Here is a 21236-nt window from a genome sequence, read left to right as displayed (position 1 = left end):
TTTTAAACCCTTCTTTATTTTGGAGATTTTCTCTCTATATTAAGAAGGTTATTGTCAAAAATTCTAGCTTGTCCGTTATTACAATGAGCTGAAATACGTGTTCGTAGTGAAAGCTTGCAATAAATAATAGATGGTTGCATGAGGGTTTTTTTAGATAGGGAACATAAACAATAAAAAAGGAGAGGCGTTTTTACTCCGAGTAAAATGCGGAGTTCGCCATTTAATATTAATGAAAAAATCCTTAATCGTAGTGGAATCTCCTGCTAAAATTAAAACCTTGCAAAAACTCTTAGGGAAAGGTTTTATTTTTGCTTCATCACTAGGACATGTTGTTGATCTTCCCGCCAAGGAATTCGGTATCGATATCGAACATGATTTCGAACCTGATTATCAAGTTCTTCCTGACAAACAAGAAGTTATCAGTCAAATTCGTAAATTAGCCTCTAGCTGCGAAGTTGTTTATCTATCTCCCGACCCTGATAGAGAAGGAGAAGCTATAGCCTGGCATATTGCCAACCAACTTCCTAAAAATACACATATGCAGCGGATTTCCTTCAATGCAATTACCAAAGGTGCTGTCAACGAAGCTTTAAAGCATCCTCGAGAAATCGATATGGCTTTAGTAAATGCTCAACAAGCCCGTCGCCTATTGGATCGTATTGTAGGTTACAAAATTTCTCCTATTTTAAGCCGCAAGCTTCAGCAGCGATCAGGAATATCTGCAGGACGTGTACAATCTGTTGCATTAAAGCTTGTTGTAGATCGTGAAAAAGCTATAGAAGCTTTTGTCCCTACAGAATATTGGAATATTCGTGTTTTTCTCCAAGACCCTAAGACTTCAAAAACTTTTTGGGCTCATCTCTATTCTGCAGACGGGAAAAAATGGGAAAAGGAACTTCCTAAAGGAAAAACCGAAGATGAAATTTTATTAATCAACTCTGAAGCTAAAGCTCAACATTATGTAGAGCTTTTAGAAAATGCTTCCTATAGAGTTACTCGTGTAGAAGCTAAAGAGAAACGTCGCAACGCAGCACCACCGTTTATTACATCAACCTTACAACAAGAAGCAAGTCGTCATTTTAGATTCTCTTCTTCTAAAACAATGTCTGTAGCGCAAACATTATATGAAGGTGTTGAATTAGATAATGAAGATGCCACAGGATTAATTACATACATGCGTACAGACTCTGTACGTATAGATCCTGAAGCGTTAAATAATGCCAGAGACTATATACAGGATACATTTGGTCAAGAGTATCTTCCCAAATCTCCTAATCTCTATGCCACAAAGAAAATGACTCAAGATGCTCACGAAGCCATTCGTCCTACAGATATTCAGTTGTCTCCGGATAAGCTTCAAGGAAGGTTGACTGATGATCAGCACAAACTCTATTCTCTCATTTGGAAACGTTTCGTTGCCTCGCAGATGAATCCTGCGGTTTATGATACGTTAGCGATGACAATCTCTACAAACGTGAAAATAGATTTACGTGCTTCTGGATCGTTACTGAAGTTCAAAGGTTTTCTAGCTGTATATGAAGAAAAAATAGATGATGATATAGCTGAAGAAGAAAATCTCTCTCTTCCCCAACTGCATGCTCAAGATATTTTAGATAAAGAAAAGGTTTCTGCAGAACAGGCTTTTACAAAACCTCTTCCTAGATTCACAGAAGCTTCTTTAGTAAAAGAATTGGAAAAGTCTGGAATAGGCCGTCCATCCACATATGCAACGATTATGAATAAAATTCAAAGTCGTGAGTATACAATCAAAGAAAACCAACGTCTGCGTCCTACAGAATTAGGGAAAATTATTTCACAATTCTTAGAAACAAATTTTCCTAGAATTATGGATATAGGTTTTACAGCTCTTATGGAAGATGAGCTAGAACTTATCGCTGACAATAAAAAATCTTGGAAACTACTTCTTAGAGAGTTCTGGGATCAATTTCTTCCTGTAGTCACCACAGCAGAAAAAGAAGCCGTTATCCCACGTGTTATAACTGATATAGAATGTTCGGCATGTCATAAAGGAAAACTTGTTAAAATCTGGGCAAAAAATCGCTATTTCTATGGTTGTTCAGAATACCCTGAATGTGACTTCAAAACTTCTGAAGAAGAACTTGCCTTTAATAAAGATGACTATGCTGTTGATACACCTTGGGATAGTCCTTGTCCTGTTTGTGAAGGAAACATGAAAGTCCGCCATGGGCGTTTCGGCACGTTTTTAGGATGCTTAAACTATCCTAAATGCCGTGGAACAATCTCTATCCATAAAAAGGGAGAGGAAGTAGAAAAAGAAGAATCAATTCCCTGCCCTGCCACAGGATGTTCTGGAAAGATTCTAAAGAAGCGTTCACGTTATAATAAAACATTCTATTCTTGCTCAGAATATCCCGACTGCAGTGTGATTGGCAATACTATAGACGCTGTTGTTACAAAATATAAAGGAACACCGAAAACTCCTTACGAAAAGAAAACAACGGGAAAGAAAAAAGCTGCAGGAAAAACAAGTAGTAAAACCACAAAAACAACAGCAAAGAAAAAGAGCGAAAAGAAAACCACTAGGGCAGGTTCTTTACTTACACCTTCTCCTGAGCTTGCCCTGATGATAGGCAATGAACCTGTGGCGCGTGGAGAAGCCACAAAGAAAATTTGGAAATACATCAAAGATCATAATCTACAATCTCCTGAGAATAAAAAGATGTTAATCCCCGATGATAAATTCCAAGCAATTATTGGCCCCGAACCTGTAGATATGTTCCAGTTACCAAAATTGTTAAATCAGCATTTATTTAAAGCTGGTTGATCCCGATGCTCATCGTCAGCTTCTTCATAACTATCGATAAGCTGGTACACTTCTTGTACTGATGTAGCTTTAGATAAAGCTGAGCGTAGAAATCGCACTTTAGAAGCGGATATTAAATAATGTCCGCAAAGCTTTCGTGTTTCACAGAGAAATTTCGCTTCACTTTGATAATATTCATCTACCCACTGTAAATGTTGAATAAACGCCTGTTTCCTCATCGAAAAGGGCATTTTTTCATATGTTCCTGTTGTAAGATAGTCTTGTATTTGTCTTACTATCCAAGGAGCTCCCATTGTACCACGTGCAACAAGCACGCCGTCACATCCCGTAGTATCTAACATTACTTTAGCGGCTTCTGGAGAAAACACATCACCATTTCCAAATACAGGAAGGTCTTTGCCCGCAGCAGCTTTTGCTCGTGATATATATTCAAGATTACTAGGACCAACGTAGCCCTGGGCACGCGTTCTTCCATGTACAAAAACAGCGCTAGCCCCGGAATTTTTGATAACTCTTACTGTTTCTTCGATATTAATATTATTTCCATCCCATCCAGAACGTATCTTTACAGTAACAGGAATGGATACAGCCTCCATAATCTTTTCTAAAACTTTCCCAATAAGCTCAGGAGATTTCAGCATCCCCGATCCACTACCATCTTTTGTAATCCTATCTGTAGGACAGCCGCAGTTTAAATCTATTAAATCAAAACCCAACCCTTCTAATACCTTAGCAGCTTCCCCAGCCATCTCAGGTTTACTACCACAAAGCTGTCCGCCTATAGGACGCATCGATTCAGAATATTCTAAGAGTTTCAATGTACGTGAAGGAGAGTAGTGTAACCCTTCTATTTTCACCATCTCACAAAACATCAGGGCGGGCGGGCCATAAAGTGAAGACATCCTCCGATAAGGATAATCCGAAAAGCCCGCTAAAGGTGCATAAACAATAGGAGATCTTAGTAAAATATTTCTTATATATATTGAAGAAGCCATGGAGACTGGAAAATATTAAGAATAACAAACCTCAGGGTTCGTATCACAATAAAAGGAACAGCCTCTAGGCAAAGTAAAGCGATCAATGGACTAATATCAATGAAGCCAATACGAGGAATAAATTTTCTAAATAGAGCTAAATAAGGGTCTACGAACTTGTATACGTATTGGTACCATTTTGTATTGTGACATTCAGGAACCCAAGAGGCAAGAATATACACCAAGATTAAAAAACTATAAACATTAATAGCTGCTTTCAAAAAATAAGATACCATTTCTTTTCCCTTTATAAACAATTAATATGTGTTTTTCTTGAAAAACAGCCATTTATTCTTTAAAATGGTTACCTTTATTTTTTAAGAACACCGTACTATGGATTTTAAACTGCCCATATACCACATCGGGGTAACCCAAGATGCAAATAATACTATTAAAATAGCAATTTTGCAGAAAACATGTAAAGGATGGATAGTTTCCCATTGCGAGCATATCTTTGAAGATCAAGAATGGCAACTTCCAAAAAAATACTTAACAGCCTCTATAACTTTTTCTTTAAAAGGAACCAGTAGTCTAATTAGAAGCTCTGTCTCTTTATTAAAAAATAAAAAAAACATTTTAAAGATAGCTTTAACCGATTTAGAAACTAATGCGGCATTCCCCTGGAATTCTTTGATAGTTGCTCCTAGATTAGGTAAAAGAAATGAGAATGGAGAAACTTCAGTAACTTTATGGCTAACACAGAAAGCTACGGCGGGACGTGAAATAGCTCTTCTACACAAAGCCCGCATATTTCCGGATACGATATCTTGCCAACCTGCAGATATATTTTCCCTGGCCCAACAGACACCTTTAAAAGCTCTCCCCGCATATTTTTTGGTTTATACGGGTTCTGCTGAGACTACATGTCTTTTTGTCCAAAATGGATCAGTTCTGGTCTCCCGTTCTTTTTGTAACCTGCCAAAGAAAAATGGCGATGACATTCTCACTACGTTAGATTACGTAAAAGAAACCTATCCTGCTGTAGAGTTGACTGCTATACATACTGTACAACTTCCTGAAGAATTAAAAAAATACCTAGAACAAAAGTTGTCTTTACCCCTGACTTCCTGTCAAACAATGACTTTTGGTTTAGAAGAAGAGGAATGGGCAAATTATAGCGATGCGATTACTACGGCATATCATGGAGCTTCCCGAAGGACACTAACATTTCCCTATAATCCTGTTTTTAACTGTGCAGAATCTCAGAAACATTGGTTAAAACGTTCGGCATTTATAATAGGAAAACTTGCCTTGCTATCCACAATATTTGTGGGTCTAGGCTCTACTTTAAAACTCGCCTCTATTTCTCATCGAGTACGAGAACATTTTGCCTTAGTATGTCCTGAAACAAAAAAAATTCCTAAATCCCTTCGTAGTGTAGAAGAAGCGTTGCACGCCGCTGTATCATCGAGCACGCACTTTGAGTATCCCTACCTGCCTACAATTCCAACAAGTAAAGAAACTATGCAATTTCTGTCTTCTGTAGCGCAGAATACTCCTTCCGTGAAACTTTCGTATTTCTGTTATTCCTTAGCATCATTCCCTTCACAACAGAACCCCACTCTACCTTACAAAGCACATATTTCCGTTAGGGGTGAAGGAAATCCTGAAGAAGTGTCTGAGTTCCTCCGTAAAGTATCCCTACATCCTAAACTCTCTAATGTTAGCAAAACATTATGTAGCGGACACTCTTTTGAATTACAATTTACTATAGTTTCCCAGGAAGCCCTATGAAAAAATGGTCATTAGTTTGCGCTCTTATTGCGCTAAGTTTAGTTAGCTGTCTTCCGATTATAGGCATTGTTTACAAACATGTCCGGACAACAAAACGTTGGGAAGCTCTAAACTCGCACATTCTTACTCTAAAGGTTATGAAAGATCAATCCGATCTGATTAATAAAATGAACGAGCGTCTTAAACAACAACATAAAAACATTCAGCCTCAAGAATTTATTCATGCAAGTAAGAAAATTCGTCTATTAGGTAGGGAACAAGACCGTTTAGCGTCTCTTAAAGAAAATTCCCTGATTTCCCAGAGTAAAGAGGTATGGTCGAGGAAACAGCTGTTTCTTTCATCAAACAATCAAGCGATATGGTCCATCGGACAAATTTCCGATGATCTCATATCCCTACATCTGGAAAATCCTGTAGAAGCTGATAACGATAATCTTGAAGAACTATTTTATCTAATCGATACTAACAACCCCAACGCACCTTTAGCTTTCTTCACACATTGGGAAATGACAAAACTGACCACACCGTTAAACAATCAGGTATGGTCTATAAATGCTGAGGCTATAAGTCGATGGTTATAAGAAAATTTTTATGCCTATTCCTTCTATGTTTTGCTTGTACTCCAAGCTATGCTGCTGGGACCTATGAGAAGCTGACATTAACAGGGATTAACATCATTGATAGAAATGGCTTATCGGAGACGATCTGTTCCAAAGAGAAGTTGAAAAAGTATGCCAAGGTAGATTTCTTATCTCCCCAGCCCTATCAAAAAGTTATGCGTATGTATAAAAATACACGAGGAGAAAATGTTTCGTGTTTAACAACATACCATCCGAATGGTCAATTAAAACAGTATCTAGAATGTGTAAATAATCGCGCTTGTGGACGTTACCGAGAATGGCATAGCAATGGAAAAATTAAAATCCAAGCAGAAGTCATAGGAGGAATTGCAGACCTTCATCCCTCTGCAGAATCTGGGTGGTTATTCCATGGGACAACACTAGCTCATAGCGATGAGGGCATGTTAGAAGCCGCCATCAATTATGATAAAGGTTTGCTACAAGGGACTTCATATTACTATCATTCGAACGGTCAAGTATGGAAAGAATGTTCTTATCATAAAGGCCGCGCTCATGGTGATTTTCTTACCTATACGGTAGAAGGTTTCTTACTGAAAAAGCAAACTTATCAAGATGGAGAAAAGCATAGCATATCCGTTCGCTATGGAGAACGTTCCAATATCGTGCTTTCTGAAGAGGAGTATGATAATGGTTTGTTATTAAAAGGTTCTTATTTAGATCCTCAAACACACCAAATATTTTCTGAAATCGTTAATGGTAACGGATTACAGGCAATTTATGGGAAACATGCGATTGTAGAAACTCGTGTGTTTATACGAGGTGAAGCCTGCGGAAAAGTTACCGTATTCGATAGTCTTGGAGATCAAATTCTTCAAACATACGCACTGGTTGCAGGTGTGAAACATGGTGAGGAGTTATTTTTCTATCCCGATACAGGAAAATCCAAACTTCTTTTAACCTGGAATCATGGCATTTTACAAGGTCCTGTAAAAACCTGGTACCCAAATGGATCATTAGAAAGTTGTAAGGACTTGATAAATAATAAAAAATCCGGCCTATTAACTCTGTACTATCCTGAAGGCCAAATTATGGCTACTGAAGAATACGACAATGAACTGCTTATAAAAGGGGAATACTTCCGTCCTGGAGATCGTCATCCCTACTCTAAGATAGATAAAGGCTGCGGAACAGCTGTATTTTTCACATCTTCGGGAACTATCACTAAAAAGATCCCTTATCAAGATGGCAAACCTCTGATCAATTAGCTATGAATACTTCTGTAATTGCTGAGAAAAAGAAACAGCGTGATTTTTTTATTTCCCTAAGGCAATCTATACAGGAACCGCGATTATCACAAGCTTCTCAAGCCGTTGCTGCTTTTATTCGTGAATTACCCAAGGGAAGCTTTGTGCTTTCCTTCATTCCTTTCCGTTCAGAAATCAATATAGATTTAGCAAATCGCATTCTCATTAATGAATTCTCTTTAGCTTTACCACAAACGCAAAATCACGAACTTACTCCCGTTCACGTGCCCTCGTTAGAGGTTTTATCAAAGCTAACACATCCTTTACGGCTTTCTGAATTTAATTTGGAGCCCATTCCATCTCAACAAATCACTCATGCTCTCATCCCGGCCCTAGCCTTTGATAATGATAATTATCGTCTTGGTTACGGCGGTGGTTGTTATGATCGTTGGTTAGCAGTAAATTCCCACCCAATAACTATAGGCGTGGGGTTTAAGGAACAAAAAACTCTTATTCTCCCTAGAGAAAACCACGATATTCCCCTATCTCAAGTATTTTTCGCATAACAAAGTCTATTTTAAGAAATGTGTTCAGAAATATCTCTTAGAGATTTTTACCTCTTAATTATAAAGACCTTTGTGTTTTTTCTGATAAATCAGTGAATTGTCAATAACACATTCTGTGTGTATGATGACAGTCCACTGTCAAGGTGAACCCACGAAAAATCTTTTATCCTCATTACGACGAACTTTACAGATACAGAAAATGTTACATTTACAACTGCTTTCTATCTTGACTGGTGTGAAAAATTGGGTTATCCATAAAAATCAAAAGAAAAGCCAAGCATACATCTATCATAAAAAATCACCACTCTGACATCTCTTAGCTAATTTCGAGAAGAAGCTTACCCATTCTTCTCTCAAAGTCCAAAAATGAAGGACTATTGCATAGAAAGTGTGGAAAAAAGGAGCACCTATTAAATGAATGTACCTGATCGTAAAAAAGCACTAGAAGCAGCAATTGCCTATATCGAAAAACAATTTGGCTCTGGATCTATCATGAGTCTAGGGAAACACTCTGCCACTCATGAAATTTCAACTATAAAAACAGGAGCCTTATCTTTAGACTTAGCTTTAGGTATTGGGGGTGTTCCAAAAGGACGTATTGTTGAGATTTTTGGCCCTGAATCTTCAGGAAAAACCACATTAGCTACCCATATCGTTGCCAATGCTCAAAAAATGGGCGGTGTCGCTGCATATATCGATGCGGAACATGCTTTAGACCCCAGCTACGCTTCTCTTATAGGTGCAAATATCAATGATCTTATGATCTCCCAACCTGATTGTGGTGAAGATGCTTTAAGTATTGCTGAGTTATTGGCAAGATCAGGAGCTGTTGATGTTATTGTTATTGATTCTGTAGCTGCTTTAGTTCCTAAAAGCGAACTCGAAGGAGATATCGGTGATGTACATGTAGGTCTACAAGCACGTATGATGTCTCAGGCATTACGTAAGCTTACAGCAACACTAGCACGCAGTCAAACCTGTGCGATATTCATTAACCAGATTCGAGAGAAGATAGGCGTTAGCTTCGGAAATCCTGAAACAACAACAGGTGGACGCGCTTTAAAATTTTATTCATCAATACGTATGGATATCCGTCGTATTGGAGCTATTAAAGGTAATGAAAGCTTTGATCTTGGAAACCGTATCAAAGTGAAAGTTGCTAAAAATAAATTGGCTCCTCCATTTAGAACTGCAGAGTTTGATATTCTCTTTAACGAAGGTATTTCTTCAGCAGGGTGTATTCTAGATCTTGCTGTAGAGCACAATATCGTGGAGAAAAAAGGTTCTTGGTTCAATTACCAAGATCGCAAGTTAGGCCAAGGAAGAGAGGCTGTTCGAGAAGAACTCAAGAAAAATAAAAAGCTATTTGATGAGTTAGAAAAACGTATCTTTGACATAACCTCATCATCAAAATCTGCAATTGTAGAAGAGAAAAAAGAAGAGCAAACAGCGCAAACTGTAGCTTAAAACTATCTCTTTAAGTTCTCCTTCTCTTTGTAAAATTAAGAGAAGGAGAACTATTCAAATTAATGACGGCAGTTACAGCCACATGAAGAGGGTTTTGAATCCAAAACAGGAGGTGGAGTTGCTGAACAAGTATCTTTCTCGTCTAAGAAAGTGTCTAAAAAGTCATATAAAGCATCACATACTTCTCTAGAAGCCTGTAGTACCTTATTGCAATCACTATTTAGTAACGTTTCTATCAACTCTCTTTCCTCACGAGCATGTCTTACATCAACATCTTGATGTATTGTGAAATACTCGTAATCTTCAGGAGCAGTAAAACCGAAATACTGTTTTAATCCAGAAATTTTAGTCTCTGCAACTGTAGGGATTTGGCTTTCATAGGTATATAAAGCTGACACACCTGCAGATAATGAATCTCCGGTACACCAACGCAAAAATGTATCGACTTTCTTTTGTGCAGCTGCACTGGGGACATGATTTTCTAATTCCTCCTCAGTAACACCTAAAGCATAAGCAAAATTTTTCCATAGATCTATATGATTAGGATAGCCTGTTTCTTCATCCATAAGATTATCAAGAAGCAATTTACGTGCTTGTAAATTATCACAACGGCTATGCACTGCTGAGAGATAACGCGGAAAAGCTTTGATATGGAGGTAATAGTCCTTAGCGTATGCCTGTAATTGCTCTTTCGTTAATTCTCCCTTAGACCACTTCATGTAAAAGGTGTGATCTAACATATGTTTTTCTTTGATGTTTTTATCTAATAAATCTAAACAAGGTTTCATTAACGCCTCCCAAAAATTAAAAATGTATAGATTCCCAAGCTACAGAACGGAGGATAGGTCCATATAGATCTTCTGTTTCATCAATACCTAGTAATGATAAATCGGACTGTAACGTAGGGGAAGAATGAAAAGTGATTTTAGGTGCATCTTCTATAAGCGCTAGGGGAGTATGTTCATCTCCTTCTCCCATACAAAGTACAGCAGAGACCGCCAGGGCATCTAAAAGATTAATTTGCGTCATGCGTAAGGGTCGGCCAAAACAATCAGGTTTCCCGACATAACTATATAGAGGAGAAAATCCGTACCAACATAATCCTAACCCTAAAACACCCCGACGCATAGGGGTTGTATGACTGTCTACAATAATTACTCCAAGATTCTTTAATTGATACAAATCCTTTAACCAAGCCCCTAAAGCATTTGTAGACGCCAATAAATCCCGAGGATATAAAACATAATAATCTTGGGCATTGGACTCATCAATTCCTGCAGATGGAATCAAAATTCCGTGTTTCTTCGTCAGATACAAATCATGAGAATCAGAATAAACATAGGCATCTGATTCCTGCTTGATTAAAGCCCCTTTTGTTGTTGTCTTAGTATCAACAACCGCGCCTTCACAAAGACTCAAAACCTTTGAAGATAAAGCAATTATAGAATTCTCAGACAAAGAGGGAAGAGATTCTTCTAAAATTTCATAGAGATCATCATGAACATGAACTCTACGCGTGACAATCGGCGAGACTTTCATAATAGCAAAATGTTAAATCTTTTTTTTCATCTAAAATTGTCTTTTTCCAACCTTCCAGTGAAGATAAAGGGAAAAAAACATCTCCGTCATAATACTTATGAATGTGCGTTACAAAACACCCATGCAACATGTGATTTTCTAAAAATAAAGAAAACAAATCTCCTCCTCCAAGAAGGAAAATCGGAGAAGGAAGTTCCAAATTATGAAATTCCTCTAATGAAGATACCCAAACCATATCCTCAGAATTCTCATGAAAATTCTTAGAAAAGATTACTACCTTACGGTTCTTAGTATATTTATCGGGAAGACCTTCGAAAGTTTTCCTACCCATGATTAGGGGCATATTTCCTATAGTTTTCGAAAAAAAATTTATGTCCTCAGGATAGTTCCAAGGTAGTTTTCCTTGATTTCCAATCACTCCATTAGGATCACAAGCGGCTATACCAAGTATTTTATACATAAACTCCGGGCCAAACTGCTGCGGACAAAGCTCTTTGGTTAGCTTCCACATCATGAACTCGCAGATAGTTCACGCCTTGCTGCTGCAACAATACTGATAAGCTAACAGTTTCCCAATCACGATCTTTAGCATCATATTTGCCTAAAAGAGCGAAACAAGATTTCCTTGAATGGCCCACTAACGTAGCACAACCAAACTTTCGAAATTTTTCCATTCTATGTAACACATTCAATGCTTGTATTTGGGTTGTTCCAAAACCGATACCCGGATCAAAAATAATTTGATCTTGATTCAAACCTAAGTTAACAAAAGCTTCTATTTGCTTTTCTCCCCAACTTAATAATTGATCAGAAGCACAAGAAGTAAACGCTAGTGTCTTATCAGCACGAGGAGGAAGAGAGCATGAGTGGTTAATAACTAATAATAAATTCGCATCTCTGGCGATCTCTGCCATTTCTTTAGAACCGCCTGAAACATCGTTAATCCATCGAATAGGATAGATCTCCAAAGCTCTTCTAATAATTTCGGGATAAAACGTATCTAATGAGACATCAGGATATTGCTCACGTCCAATCCATTTTTCAGCAAGTAGCTTTAATACAGGTTCTAAACGTGCCCATTCTTGTTCTACATCAAGTAGCTGTTTTACCTTAGGATTATTAGTCGCCTGTCCCCCAAAATCTATGACAGAAGCTCCCTGAGCAAACAATTTTTCAGCATGAGCGACTGCTTTAGAGGCTTCAAGATACAATCCTCCATCTGAAATGGAGTTATCGGTGACATTGACTATTCCCATTAATAAAGTACTAGGAGAAAAACTATTCAAAATCATCTCTTGAGGGCAAGGAAGAAGATGAGCTATTTCTCCAAACGTTTTTAAATGGTAATCAGAAGCTGGTTGATGAAATTTTCTAGTAGGACAAAGTGAAGCAACGAGAGAAAGTAAAAAAGGCCTTTCTAGGATTCTCTCATGAGGTATGCTGATATCTTTCTGTTGGTAATTTTCATCCCCATACAAAAGGATATCAATATCCAAAATTCTCGGAGACCAAGGTAACGCATTAGAATCTCTACCAAGTTTACGCTCGATATGCTTTATTTCTGATAACAATTGTTTCGGAGATAGTGTTGTTTTCCCTATAAGTACAGAGTTAAAAAAAGGTATATCCCATTCTTCTGGAGAACCAGGAAACAACAAGGCCTTTGTTTCTAAAATTATAGAGCTTTGCAAATCCTCTATATCTAACTCTTTTAAAAGAGAGAATGCCTTACGAAAATTTTCAAATCGATTCCCTAGATTAGATCCTAGAGATAAACAAATAAATTGAGCTGTTGTCATAGCGAGATTTTCCTACTTATTTTAAAGCAAATGGGCTTCAACAAGTTAGGAACAGGAGGACGTTCTTTACGCACCTCTAAATCTATTTTAGAAACCTTGTTCTTTAACTTTGATTCTAAAGCATCCATTAAGAGCTTAGACAAGTGTTCAACTAAAGCACAAGGTTTACTAGAAGCAACTTCCTCTATTAAAGACGTTATCTCAACATAACAACATGCGTCACTGAGATCGTCTGAAACACAAACAGAGGGCTCTTCAAAAAAAGAAAGAACTATAGAAACTAAGATGGGCTGCTTAAAATGCCGTTCTTCAGGAGAACATCCAAGACGCACCCATACACGAAAATCTGGAATAATTAATTGATATGGTTCTGCGGTAACACCTAAAAGTTATGAAATGTGTTTGGTTACTTACCTTTGATATTTTTTGCCTTACCCGAGCCTGTTTTCTCCTCTTCCAAAAGATCAAGAAAAGCGCGTAGCTGTTTTGAACGAATTGGGTGACGCATTTTCCTTAAAGCTTTAGCTTCAATCTGACGAATACGCTCTCGAGTTACATTAAACGCTGACCCTACTTCTTCTAATGTTTTAGGCTTCCCATCTAAAAGGCCGAAACGATGAATCAATACAAATCGCTCTCGATCTGTAAGAGTTTTTAGAACCTCTTTCATCTTATCTTTAAGCATCGAATAGCCCGTAGCTTCTGCTGGAGATTCTACACCAGTATCTTCTAAGAAATCACCAAAAGAACTTTCGCCTCCTTCACCCACTTCTGCCTGTAAAGAAATAGGATGCTGGGCAATTTTATAAATCTCTCGCACCCGATCAGGAGTTAATCCTAATTCTTCGGCTAATTCCTCTGGAGTGGGCTCTTTACCTGTTTCCATCATCAATTTCTTCGCGCCCCGAAGAACTTTATTGATGGTTTCAATCATGTGCACAGGAATACGAATAGTTCGCGCTTGATCAGCTATAGCGCGAGTAACGGCCTGACGAATCCACCAAGTGGCATAAGTAGAAAATTTATAGCCTCTGCGGTATTCAAATTTTTCCACAGCCTTCATCAAGCCCATGTTACCCTCCTGAATCAAATCTAAGAAGGATAGACCGCGGTTTGTATATTTTTTAGCTATAGAAATTACTAAACGCAAATTGGATTCAACCATTTCTTTTTTAGCTTCTTGGCTCTTGTCCATCCAACGTTGCAACATACGCACGTCTTTTTTAAACTCTTCCAGAGTTCGTCCTGCAGCAACTTCGCGTTTATATAATCTACGTTTAGCAGCATCTAATTTTGCTGCTGCGAATTTGTTTCTTTCTGCTCGAACTTTCAAATCATTAATTTGCTGTTCTAACTGCAAGAAGGAGTCGTACGCTTTAAAGACAACTTCGCCAAAATCCTCTGTAACATTATGACGACAGTGGAAACAACGTAAATACGCTTGCGTACGGATACGACATTTTTCTAAATTATCATTTAATTTCGTACTTTCTTGTTTTGATAAATTACTCTGCTTCAGGGCTAAGAGAAGTGATTCTAAATAGACATCTTCTTCCTTAAGCAAAGTAATTAACTTGGGAAGCAACTTAAGAAAATGCGTCTTATCTTCTACTTCTTTTTCTGAAATAATTTTATCAAAACGCTCTTTTCCATTAATTAGATACTGCGCAATGGAAATAGCTTCTTTTGAGGAATAACGAAAACGTAAAATAATACGTTCGATTTGAACTTGCGCTTTTTCTATTCTCTTAGAAATTTCAACTTCTTCCTCTCTAGTTAAAAGAGGAACCGTTCCCATTTCTTTCAAATACATACGTACCGGGTCGTCTGGGGTTCCCTCTGTACGCTTGGCTAAGCCTTCTAGCTCTTTGGCCTCTTTTTTTCTTTCTTTTTGTCTTTCAACATCTGCCTGGTTCAGGACCTGAATATCCATTCCCGTAAGGAAAATCAGCACCTGATCAATCTGTTCAGGCGTATCGAAAGACATAGGAAGGATCTCGTTGATCTCTTCATAAGTGATAAAGCCCTGATCTTTAGCAAGAGAAACAAGCTCCTCTAGCTTTTTTTGAGCTTCTTCTTCATGAGCCGCTTCCGTAGCCTGGCCATTTTGTGTATTCATGAGCATTTAATTATTGGGTTGCAACAAAATAATAAGACCCTAGCCTTTGGGTAATAGTTTAGCCAAAGAAAGATAGGAAATCTAGGGATTTTTAATAAGCACGGTCGATGATGAGTCTATCTACGAAGAACATCTATGCGTACCGGATAAAGAACTCCCAAAACATGATTATGCAGAGGGCCTTTATTTAAAATAGTTAAGCAGTAGTAAAAAGGAATTTGACCGTGGTTTTTTGTTTTGATTATTACCTTCCCCAATCGTTCTTGTCGATCAAGTAAACGAAGGTCTGTTTCCCACTGAGGCAAACCAGAAATAATAATATCGCTATCCGCATTCAAAAAATCTTCTACACCATATCCCGTCCAAGTCTTAAATAAAGAATTTGCAAAAACTGCCCTCTGAGATTGCGGGGTGTACACAAAAAGCATGCCAAGCCCCTCCTCCCTTAAATTATCAAATAGCTGACGACACTCTAAAGAATAGTTATGTACAGAAGATTCGGACCTTATATAACGAGAAGCTGTCAAAGATGAAGCCGCCTCTGCATTCTCTACTTTAAAAGCTATCTTTTTTAACTCTGAAAGAAGTTGTTTAGATAATTCTTGAGAATTGACCGTAGCTTGTCTTGGCAAGCTATCTACAATATTCGACTCAAGCTGCAATAAGTTACGAATCTCACACATCAGATCCTGCACTTTTGACTCTAGCTTCCCAATATATACTTGTCTGATATCCAGCATATTATGTTGTTCTGTAAAAGTTGCCTGATACTCTTCATTAAGGACTTGCTGGTAAGCTAAGGCATCTGCAAGTTCGCGATTCAATTGCTGACTTTCTTCTTCTTTTTCACGACACTCTTGAGATAGTGCATCTAACTGCAACTGTAAACATTGGTTTTCTTCTCTTAAACGCGCTGCCGTCCCCTCCATTCGTTGCGCATCAGATTTGGTTTTCATAAACACAGCGCGAACATGGAGTAATTGATTAAGAAGCTTTTGATTTTGGGATTTTAACTGTTGACTCTCGTATTGACGCTCTTCAACCGATTCACATATTTTTCTTAACCCTTCGTCTTTTTCAACAATTTTACGAATTTTAGTTTGTAACAATTGACCAGCAGCAGCTTTCAATTGCTTTTCTCTAAGTCCGATAGAAAAAAACCAGCCCATAAAGGAAATGATTGAAAAAATGAAATAGCTATATTTTTTTTGAGAATCTGAAAGAAAAGGCAAACAAATTAGGGGAAGGAGAAATGCAGCTATAGGGAAAAGATAATTATAGTACCGAGAAATTGGGTGAAAAAATTTTTTCACAAACGACATAAAAATTCGAATCCTTGTCTCATTAACTCACAAAAATATGCTTTTTCCGTCAAAGTCTTTTTAGAAAAACTAAACGGTTAATTCTATTTTTTTATGTTCGCACAAAAGTTTATTTATCTCCCCCATAAAATACGGTCTATTTTTCTCTGTTTTTATTCCTTTTTATTGTTCTTTCTTTTACAATCCTGACCTTACTGCAAGACAGTATATTATAATTGTGAAGTCTTATTTTGAATGTTAAGGCAGAGCTTACTCTTTTGCACTAAAAAAGCCTTGGTTTTGGAGTAATAATGGCACCAAAGAAAACAACTAAGAAGGGCGGTCCAAAAAAACGACCTTCTGCAGAAAAGCGTATTTTAACTGCGCAAAAACGTTATTTGATCAATCAAAGTTTTAAGTCAAAAGCAAAAACTATGATGAAGAAATTTGAGACCGCTTTAAAAGCTGGTGATCAAGCAACTATCACTTCTGGATTACAGTTAGTCTACAGTGTTACTGACAAAGCTGTGAAAAGGGGTATTTTTAAAAACAATAAAGCAGCTCGAATCAAGTCACGTGCTACTTTAAGAGCTAATGCAAAAATATAATTTTAATCGTTTGTAGGTAATTATGACCACTTCCTCCATTACTAGATTTTGTCCTTTTCTATCATCTAATATTCTTTCAAATCCCATGTTGAAGATGTGTGGTAATAAGGTTCGCAAGGAAGCAGGAAGACTTCATGATAGCATGAACCTCTTAGGAGACATGATTGGAGTTGTTGGTTCTTCTACAATGATTACTAAAGCGTCTCTAGGACTAGGCGCTCCTAATACTCTCGCAAAACTTTCCTCTTTAGAGGATGCTTGCGGGATGGCTTCGGGAATAAATAATTGTATGGATACCATCGCCCTGTTCTCCCAATTTGCAACAGGAGCTATGTTCTATGAAGTTGATTCCGCTACCGGTAATTTCATAATCGACACAAAAACTATCCAAAAAGAAGATGGAACTGTTCAGCTTGTTTCTAACCGCGTTTTAAGATCTCCTCTTTCTATTGCAAGTAAAGTTACTCGCCTGGCTTCGAGAGCAACGGGCTCAGCTTGCTTTATGGGTGGTGATTTAAAACTTATGGCTCTAGGTAAACATGCTAGAGGTTTGGGAGGAGTCACTACAAGCTTGTCAGCAATTAGCTCGGCTTGCGGTGCTGCTGACGATGTTGTTAATATCGTTGGGGCTATACGCTCAACAAACAGTGAATCCTCGGCTGAAGACCTCGCAGAGCGTCGTCAAACATTAAGAGAGAAATTCTTCTCCCTACTTTGCAACATAGTCGATTTACTCGGTGATGTTCTTGGTCTGTTTGCTTCGTTCGCACCAGCTTTGTTAGGGCCTCAATCTGCCCTAATTATCGGAATCTTCTGGTTGATGTCTTCAGTACTCAACTTTGTTCAAGATTTTATCGGTTAATAAAAGTCTTTTTAAAAGAAGCAATTCATTTTACCCCATAAGTGTACTTGTGGGGTTTTTTTATGATCTTATTCAATGTCTCACTATCTGCCCATACAGCTATACTATGTTTAGCTCGTGTAATCGCTGTATAAAGAATAGATACATCAAAAATTTCACATCCCTTAGGGATGATGACAATCACATTATCATATTCGCTCCCCTGACTCTTATGTACTGACATAGCGTAATTATAAGTATAATAAGAAAATTCCTTAGCATCTATAGAGCGTGTGTGAGGGAAAAATAGCTGCTGTGTTTTTGGGCAGAGAAATCCTGTATCTCCATTAAATAATCCCCAAGCTTCATAACGTTCTGTGATCATAATAGGGATAGGAAGATCAGAATGTGTTTTTTGTATTTCATTAAAGATTAGCTCATTGAGACGTAAATATCCCCAGGGACCGTGACGCATAGGTGTTAAAATACATAACTGCGTTTGAGATAAGGGTGTTTTTACAAACGCCTCTTTAATCATAGTAATTGCGGAATGTATAGGCGGTAACGGCGTAAAAGGAATCGATTGTTTTTCTAAAATTGCTTTCGAAAAATTCTGGACTTGATCTGTTTTTGCTCTATGAGAAACACAAAGGTGTAAAGCTCTTTCAGGAAAACGTAATATCAAATCCTGAAGAGGATTACCCGCACCTACCCCTATAGGAGGAAGCTGATTTTCATCACCTAATATAATTAAATTATCTGCAATAATTTTTCCATTCCTGCTTTCCCCAGATAATGTATTGACCAGGCTATGTAAAAGGTTAAACGTCACCATAGAACCCTCATCAACTAATAATAGATCCACAGAACTACATTGATGATAAGCATGCTCCTGTAAAAACCTATGGATTGTTTGGGTAGTGACATTATCCTCAGAAATATTATGTCGGGAGAGTATATGACGAATGTGCGAAGTTGCTTTTCCTGTAGGAGAAACTATAGCAATACGAATTCGAGGATATTGCTTAATTAAAGCGAGTATTATCTCCACAGCTAAAAATGTCTTTCCAGTTCCAGGGCCTCCACAAATCAAAGAAAAACAACTGTTAATAGCTTTTTGAAAAACAGTATTTTGTTCTGCGGATAGATTAGGGAGAAGTTTCGTAGTTACATGATATCGTGGAGAAGCTTGTGATAATAAAGAAAGCTTTTTGAAAAGCTTTTCCCGAATTGTATACAAAGAGCGTAGATATACCCTATTGTTTTCTATAACAAACAAAGATGAACAAATGTCTTTAGGAAGAGCCCTGAAGTATTCATAAAAAATCTTTTCTGAAATTCCAGATAAAGAGGGAAATAATCGATTATTATCTATATTAAGAAAAGGGTATCCACAACGCCAAAGAGCAGAAGAAATAGCAAGAAATGCGAAAGCTTTTTTTGAATCTGAAGAAATGTATTTCTTAGCGAAAGCTAAGTCTAAAGGTAAAACAAGTTGTTGTTGAACCACATCATAAAGGAGATGGGAAACGTCTAAACTTAATGAAGGCATAAAGCTATATGCGTTTTACCCTCTTTTATAACCAGCTCCGTGATCTTTTGGTAGATGTTTTTGACATATTGCTAATGCTTTCTGAACTTTAGGATCATACATACGCTCATTCGAAGGAAGAGAATGTAGGTAATCCCACGCCTCCAAATAACATTTATTTTCTAGAAGACATAGCCCCAACAAACGATAAGTCAAAGGTGAAGGAGCAATTTTTGTAAGCCATAAACTATAAAAATAACATTTATTATATTCTCCCTGAGCATATAAAAACTCTGCATCTGCTAAAAAGTTAGCTATTTCTTCTTCTCTTATCGTTATAGGAGTTAAGCCCAACTCTGTAATGAAATCTTCTAATTTCAATAGACGTGCTATGGAATGTCCAGATAACATTTGCTTATATGCTTGCTTTATAAATAGAAAAACGATGTTTTCACTTTCTATATCATAATTTGTAAACTGTAAAACGAGACGGAGTAAGTTCAGAGCTTTATCATCACAGATACCCTGATTCCAAAGTTGCTTGGCTCCTTTCATCAAATAATGAACAAGTTGCTGCTTATCTATATCATAAGACTGTATGGCTTCCCAAAGATTTAAATACTTTTTTAAATTTGTGTAATCAACATCATCTTGGGAAATAATGTCTTGAAGAGCATGGGAAGAAATTATCAATTTCTCACTTACCCATAAATCCGAGTCTAAAGTTTTTAATACTGAAAGCGTTTGTTTAGCTTTGGTAGTTTGTACTTCTTGTACTTTTTCAGATAAAATAATCCCGAAGGCATCTATAAGCTTTTTCTTAAGAGGCTCTATTCCGAAAAAAGTGATAGAATTACAGAGACTTACAACTTGTTCTGGGCAAGAAAAAAATCTATCTATTAGAGGTTGAATTACTAAATCATAGTTGGCGTTGAAATAGAAACGTTCCCAATTTTTGATTATCTGCATTAAAGGAGCTAAACGTTCTTCAGGAATAACAAAAAGATGCTTCATAAGCATCGTGAATAATTCCTCTTGCGGAATGAATTTTTCATAAGATCTTTGATCTATTGCATGAACCTTCTTCTTATAAAAAAGAATCATTTCATAATAATCCGGATAAAGCTTACAGCAATTCGATTGTTTTAACTCTAAAAAGTAGCTTCTACTCAACATCAAAACGGCATAATCGTAAGCTTCAGAATCCCAGTCACACTCTCTTTTTAATAATTTCTCAATAATACGATTAAGAATAGCTCGTCCTTCTGAAAACTCTCCTAATTCTATCAAACAATGAGCTTCTATATTCTCTAAAAAGAAATCAGAAATTAGCTGTTGAATATTCAAATCCAATAAAGAAGATTCTGAACCCTTTAACTGATTTTTCCATGCTGATAAAGCTTGTAGAGCCTTACCAAAATGTTTCTGTTTATAATTCAAAAGGAATTCAAATAAAGAAAGATATTGAGATTTTACAAATTGCTGACGCAAAGAACCAATTAGAATCTCCATTTTTTCTATATCTTCTAAGAAAAAAGCATTAAGAATCCTTCCGCCTATTACCTCTTCTTTAAATAAAAATTGCGTATTCTCTATTTCATCATAAATCTTAGAAAGAATCTTCTCAGATTGATTCATATTTTTCTGCTTTTGCAGAATAAATCCTTGGAAACAAAGAAGACATTGTCGTTGTTGACTCGGAAGCAAACGATGTAAAAAAGACTCTACTTGTTCTTTTTGACCATCAACCCATAAGGCTGCTGCTTTTGCACTTTCTGAAGAGGTTACAGAAGGGTTGTGTGAGGAACATATAAAATATACCCCCCCTCCCATACCGAAACACGAGAGAAAAAATAAGCAAAACACTATATAGCGAACCATTAGAGCCTCTATCGGCTTTGTTTAAAACCGTTGGTTTTTAATTAATTTTTTAACTTGTTAAAGTTAAATTATATATATTGAGTTGTCTTTATGCAAAATTATTTTTAATCAGAAAAAAATTAAAAAATAGTAAAGGATCTTTGAAAAATAAAAGATTTTGTATTAGTTACTCAAATAATATAGCT

General features: G+C 37.0%; 19 protein-coding genes. 8 read left to right on the top strand and 11 right to left on the bottom strand.

The window, feature by feature from the left end; all coding sequences use genetic code 11:
* Positions 1-229 precede the first annotated feature (229 nt).
* A complete protein-coding gene (gene topA, locus O1W70_RS03070) occupies positions 230-2806 on the top strand; it encodes a type I DNA topoisomerase (protein WP_332380847.1) in 2577 nt (858 codons plus the stop codon).
* On the opposite strand, the gene dusB is transcribed toward topA, so the two are convergent.
* Together dusB and O1W70_RS03060 are read right to left on the bottom strand one after the other, a co-directional pair.
* Positions 2782-3801 carry a tRNA dihydrouridine synthase DusB gene (dusB, locus tag O1W70_RS03065; RefSeq protein ID WP_332380846.1) on the bottom strand — a complete coding sequence of 340 codons (1020 nt, stop codon included), beginning with the start codon at positions 3799-3801 and terminating at the stop codon, positions 2782-2784. The genes topA and dusB overlap by 25 nt on opposite strands.
* The gene (locus tag O1W70_RS03060; protein WP_332380845.1) at positions 3780-4076 is read right to left on the bottom strand and encodes a YggT family protein; all 297 of its coding nucleotides are present in this window, start codon (positions 4074-4076) and stop codon (positions 3780-3782) included. The genes dusB and O1W70_RS03060 overlap by 22 nt, the downstream gene beginning before the upstream one ends.
* A gap of 97 nt (positions 4077-4173) precedes the next feature.
* Between O1W70_RS03060 and O1W70_RS03055 the strand changes: the two genes are divergently transcribed.
* From O1W70_RS03055 to recA, 5 genes are all read left to right on the top strand, one after another.
* The gene (locus O1W70_RS03055; RefSeq protein ID WP_332380844.1) at positions 4174-5574 is read left to right on the top strand and encodes a hypothetical protein; all 1401 of its coding nucleotides are present in this window, start codon (positions 4174-4176) and stop codon (positions 5572-5574) included.
* Positions 5571-6155, top strand: coding sequence for a hypothetical protein (locus O1W70_RS03050; RefSeq protein WP_332380843.1), 585 nt, complete (start codon positions 5571-5573; stop codon positions 6153-6155). Before O1W70_RS03055 ends, O1W70_RS03050 begins: the two co-directional genes overlap by 4 nt.
* Positions 6146-7420, top strand: a complete 1275-nt coding sequence (locus O1W70_RS03045) for a hypothetical protein (protein ID WP_332380842.1) — start codon at positions 6146-6148, stop codon at positions 7418-7420. The genes O1W70_RS03050 and O1W70_RS03045 overlap by 10 nt, the downstream gene beginning before the upstream one ends.
* Positions 7421-7422: 2 nt before the next feature.
* Positions 7423-7965, top strand: a complete 543-nt coding sequence (locus O1W70_RS03040; protein WP_332380841.1) for a 5-formyltetrahydrofolate cyclo-ligase — start codon at positions 7423-7425, stop codon at positions 7963-7965.
* Positions 7966-8379: 414 nt separating this feature from the next.
* Positions 8380-9432: a recombinase RecA gene (gene recA, locus O1W70_RS03035; protein ID WP_332380839.1), complete on the top strand. Its 1053-nt coding sequence runs from the start codon at positions 8380-8382 to the stop codon at positions 9430-9432.
* 59 nt (positions 9433-9491) lie between these two features.
* Here the strand turns inward: recA and O1W70_RS03030 are convergent, their stop codons facing one another.
* The 7 genes from O1W70_RS03030 to O1W70_RS03000 all read right to left on the bottom strand — a co-directional run bounded on the left by O1W70_RS03030 (position 9492) and on the right by O1W70_RS03000 (position 16211).
* Positions 9492-10220, bottom strand: a complete 729-nt coding sequence (locus O1W70_RS03030) for a CADD family putative folate metabolism protein (RefSeq protein ID WP_332380837.1) — start codon at positions 10218-10220, stop codon at positions 9492-9494.
* Positions 10221-10236: 16 nt separating this feature from the next.
* Entirely contained in the window at positions 10237-10971 is a 735-nt protein-coding gene (locus tag O1W70_RS03025) for a putative folate metabolism gamma-glutamate ligase (RefSeq protein ID WP_332380836.1), read from the bottom strand.
* Entirely contained in the window at positions 10943-11431 is a 489-nt protein-coding gene (locus O1W70_RS03020) for a dihydrofolate reductase (RefSeq protein ID WP_332380835.1), read from the bottom strand. The genes O1W70_RS03025 and O1W70_RS03020 overlap by 29 nt, the downstream gene beginning before the upstream one ends.
* Complete coding sequence (gene folP, locus O1W70_RS03015; protein ID WP_375797187.1) at positions 11424-12770, bottom strand: dihydropteroate synthase; 1347 nt, start codon at positions 12768-12770, stop codon at positions 11424-11426. Before folP ends, O1W70_RS03020 begins: the two co-directional genes overlap by 8 nt.
* A complete protein-coding gene (folB, locus tag O1W70_RS03010) occupies positions 12767-13126 on the bottom strand; it encodes a dihydroneopterin aldolase (protein ID WP_332381173.1) in 360 nt (119 codons plus the stop codon). The genes folP and folB overlap by 4 nt, the downstream gene beginning before the upstream one ends.
* 50 nt (positions 13127-13176) lie before the next feature.
* The gene (locus tag O1W70_RS03005; RefSeq protein WP_332380833.1) at positions 13177-14895 is read right to left on the bottom strand and encodes an RNA polymerase sigma factor; all 1719 of its coding nucleotides are present in this window, start codon (positions 14893-14895) and stop codon (positions 13177-13179) included.
* A gap of 110 nt (positions 14896-15005) precedes the next feature.
* Positions 15006-16211, bottom strand: a complete 1206-nt coding sequence (locus O1W70_RS03000; protein WP_332380831.1) for a hypothetical protein — start codon at positions 16209-16211, stop codon at positions 15006-15008.
* A 290-nt stretch (positions 16212-16501) separates the two neighbouring features.
* Here O1W70_RS03000 and rpsT point away from each other — a divergent pair, with 290 nt between their 5' ends.
* Complete coding sequence (rpsT, locus tag O1W70_RS02995; RefSeq protein WP_117274738.1) at positions 16502-16798, top strand: 30S ribosomal protein S20; 297 nt, start codon at positions 16502-16504, stop codon at positions 16796-16798.
* Between the two features lie 187 nt (positions 16799-16985).
* A complete protein-coding gene (locus O1W70_RS02990) occupies positions 16986-17660 on the top strand; it encodes a hypothetical protein (protein ID WP_332381171.1) in 675 nt (224 codons plus the stop codon).
* 25 nt (positions 17661-17685) lie between these two features.
* On the opposite strand, the gene recD is transcribed toward O1W70_RS02990, so the two are convergent.
* Positions 17686-19191 carry an exodeoxyribonuclease V subunit alpha gene (gene recD / locus O1W70_RS02985; protein WP_332380828.1) on the bottom strand — a complete coding sequence of 502 codons (1506 nt, stop codon included), beginning with the start codon at positions 19189-19191 and terminating at the stop codon, positions 17686-17688.
* Between the two features lie 15 nt (positions 19192-19206).
* Positions 19207-21051 carry a DUF1347 family protein gene (locus tag O1W70_RS02980; protein ID WP_332380827.1) on the bottom strand — a complete coding sequence of 615 codons (1845 nt, stop codon included), beginning with the start codon at positions 21049-21051 and terminating at the stop codon, positions 19207-19209.
* Positions 21052-21236: the final 185 nt, after the last annotated feature.

Origin of the sequence: Chlamydia sp. 16-02 (assembly GCF_042235055.1) — a bacterium.
Classification (GTDB): Bacteria; Chlamydiota; Chlamydiia; order Chlamydiales; family Chlamydiaceae; genus Chlamydia.
This window is presented reverse-complemented; position numbering and strand designations above follow the sequence as displayed.

Coding starts and splice junctions, on each gene's coding strand:
- O1W70_RS03060 (WP_332380845.1), bottom strand. CDS start 4,076: ATGGTATCTTATTTTTTGAAAGCAGCTATTAATGTTTATAGTTTTTTA.
- O1W70_RS03020 (WP_332380835.1), bottom strand. CDS start 11,431: ATGTATAAAATACTTGGTATAGCCGCTTGTGATCCTAATGGAGTGATT.
- O1W70_RS03055 (WP_332380844.1), top strand. CDS start 4,174: ATGGATTTTAAACTGCCCATATACCACATCGGGGTAACCCAAGATGCA.
- O1W70_RS03050 (WP_332380843.1), top strand. CDS start 5,571: ATGAAAAAATGGTCATTAGTTTGCGCTCTTATTGCGCTAAGTTTAGTT.
- O1W70_RS03000 (WP_332380831.1), bottom strand. CDS start 16,211: ATGTCGTTTGTGAAAAAATTTTTTCACCCAATTTCTCGGTACTATAAT.
- O1W70_RS03030 (WP_332380837.1), bottom strand. CDS start 10,220: ATGAAACCTTGTTTAGATTTATTAGATAAAAACATCAAAGAAAAACAT.
- O1W70_RS03005 (WP_332380833.1), bottom strand. CDS start 14,895: ATGCTCATGAATACACAAAATGGCCAGGCTACGGAAGCGGCTCATGAA.
- O1W70_RS03025 (WP_332380836.1), bottom strand. CDS start 10,971: ATGAAAGTCTCGCCGATTGTCACGCGTAGAGTTCATGTTCATGATGAT.
- folP (WP_375797187.1), bottom strand. CDS start 12,770: ATGACAACAGCTCAATTTATTTGTTTATCTCTAGGATCTAATCTAGGG.
- topA (WP_332380847.1), top strand. CDS start 230: ATGAAAAAATCCTTAATCGTAGTGGAATCTCCTGCTAAAATTAAAACC.
- O1W70_RS02990 (WP_332381171.1), top strand. CDS start 16,986: ATGATTACTAAAGCGTCTCTAGGACTAGGCGCTCCTAATACTCTCGCA.
- dusB (WP_332380846.1), bottom strand. CDS start 3,801: ATGGCTTCTTCAATATATATAAGAAATATTTTACTAAGATCTCCTATT.
- recD (WP_332380828.1), bottom strand. CDS start 19,191: ATGCCTTCATTAAGTTTAGACGTTTCCCATCTCCTTTATGATGTGGTT.
- O1W70_RS03045 (WP_332380842.1), top strand. CDS start 6,146: ATGGTTATAAGAAAATTTTTATGCCTATTCCTTCTATGTTTTGCTTGT.
- rpsT (WP_117274738.1), top strand. CDS start 16,502: ATGGCACCAAAGAAAACAACTAAGAAGGGCGGTCCAAAAAAACGACCT.
- recA (WP_332380839.1), top strand. CDS start 8,380: ATGAATGTACCTGATCGTAAAAAAGCACTAGAAGCAGCAATTGCCTAT.
- O1W70_RS03040 (WP_332380841.1), top strand. CDS start 7,423: ATGAATACTTCTGTAATTGCTGAGAAAAAGAAACAGCGTGATTTTTTT.
- O1W70_RS02980 (WP_332380827.1), bottom strand. CDS start 21,051: ATGGTTCGCTATATAGTGTTTTGCTTATTTTTTCTCTCGTGTTTCGGT.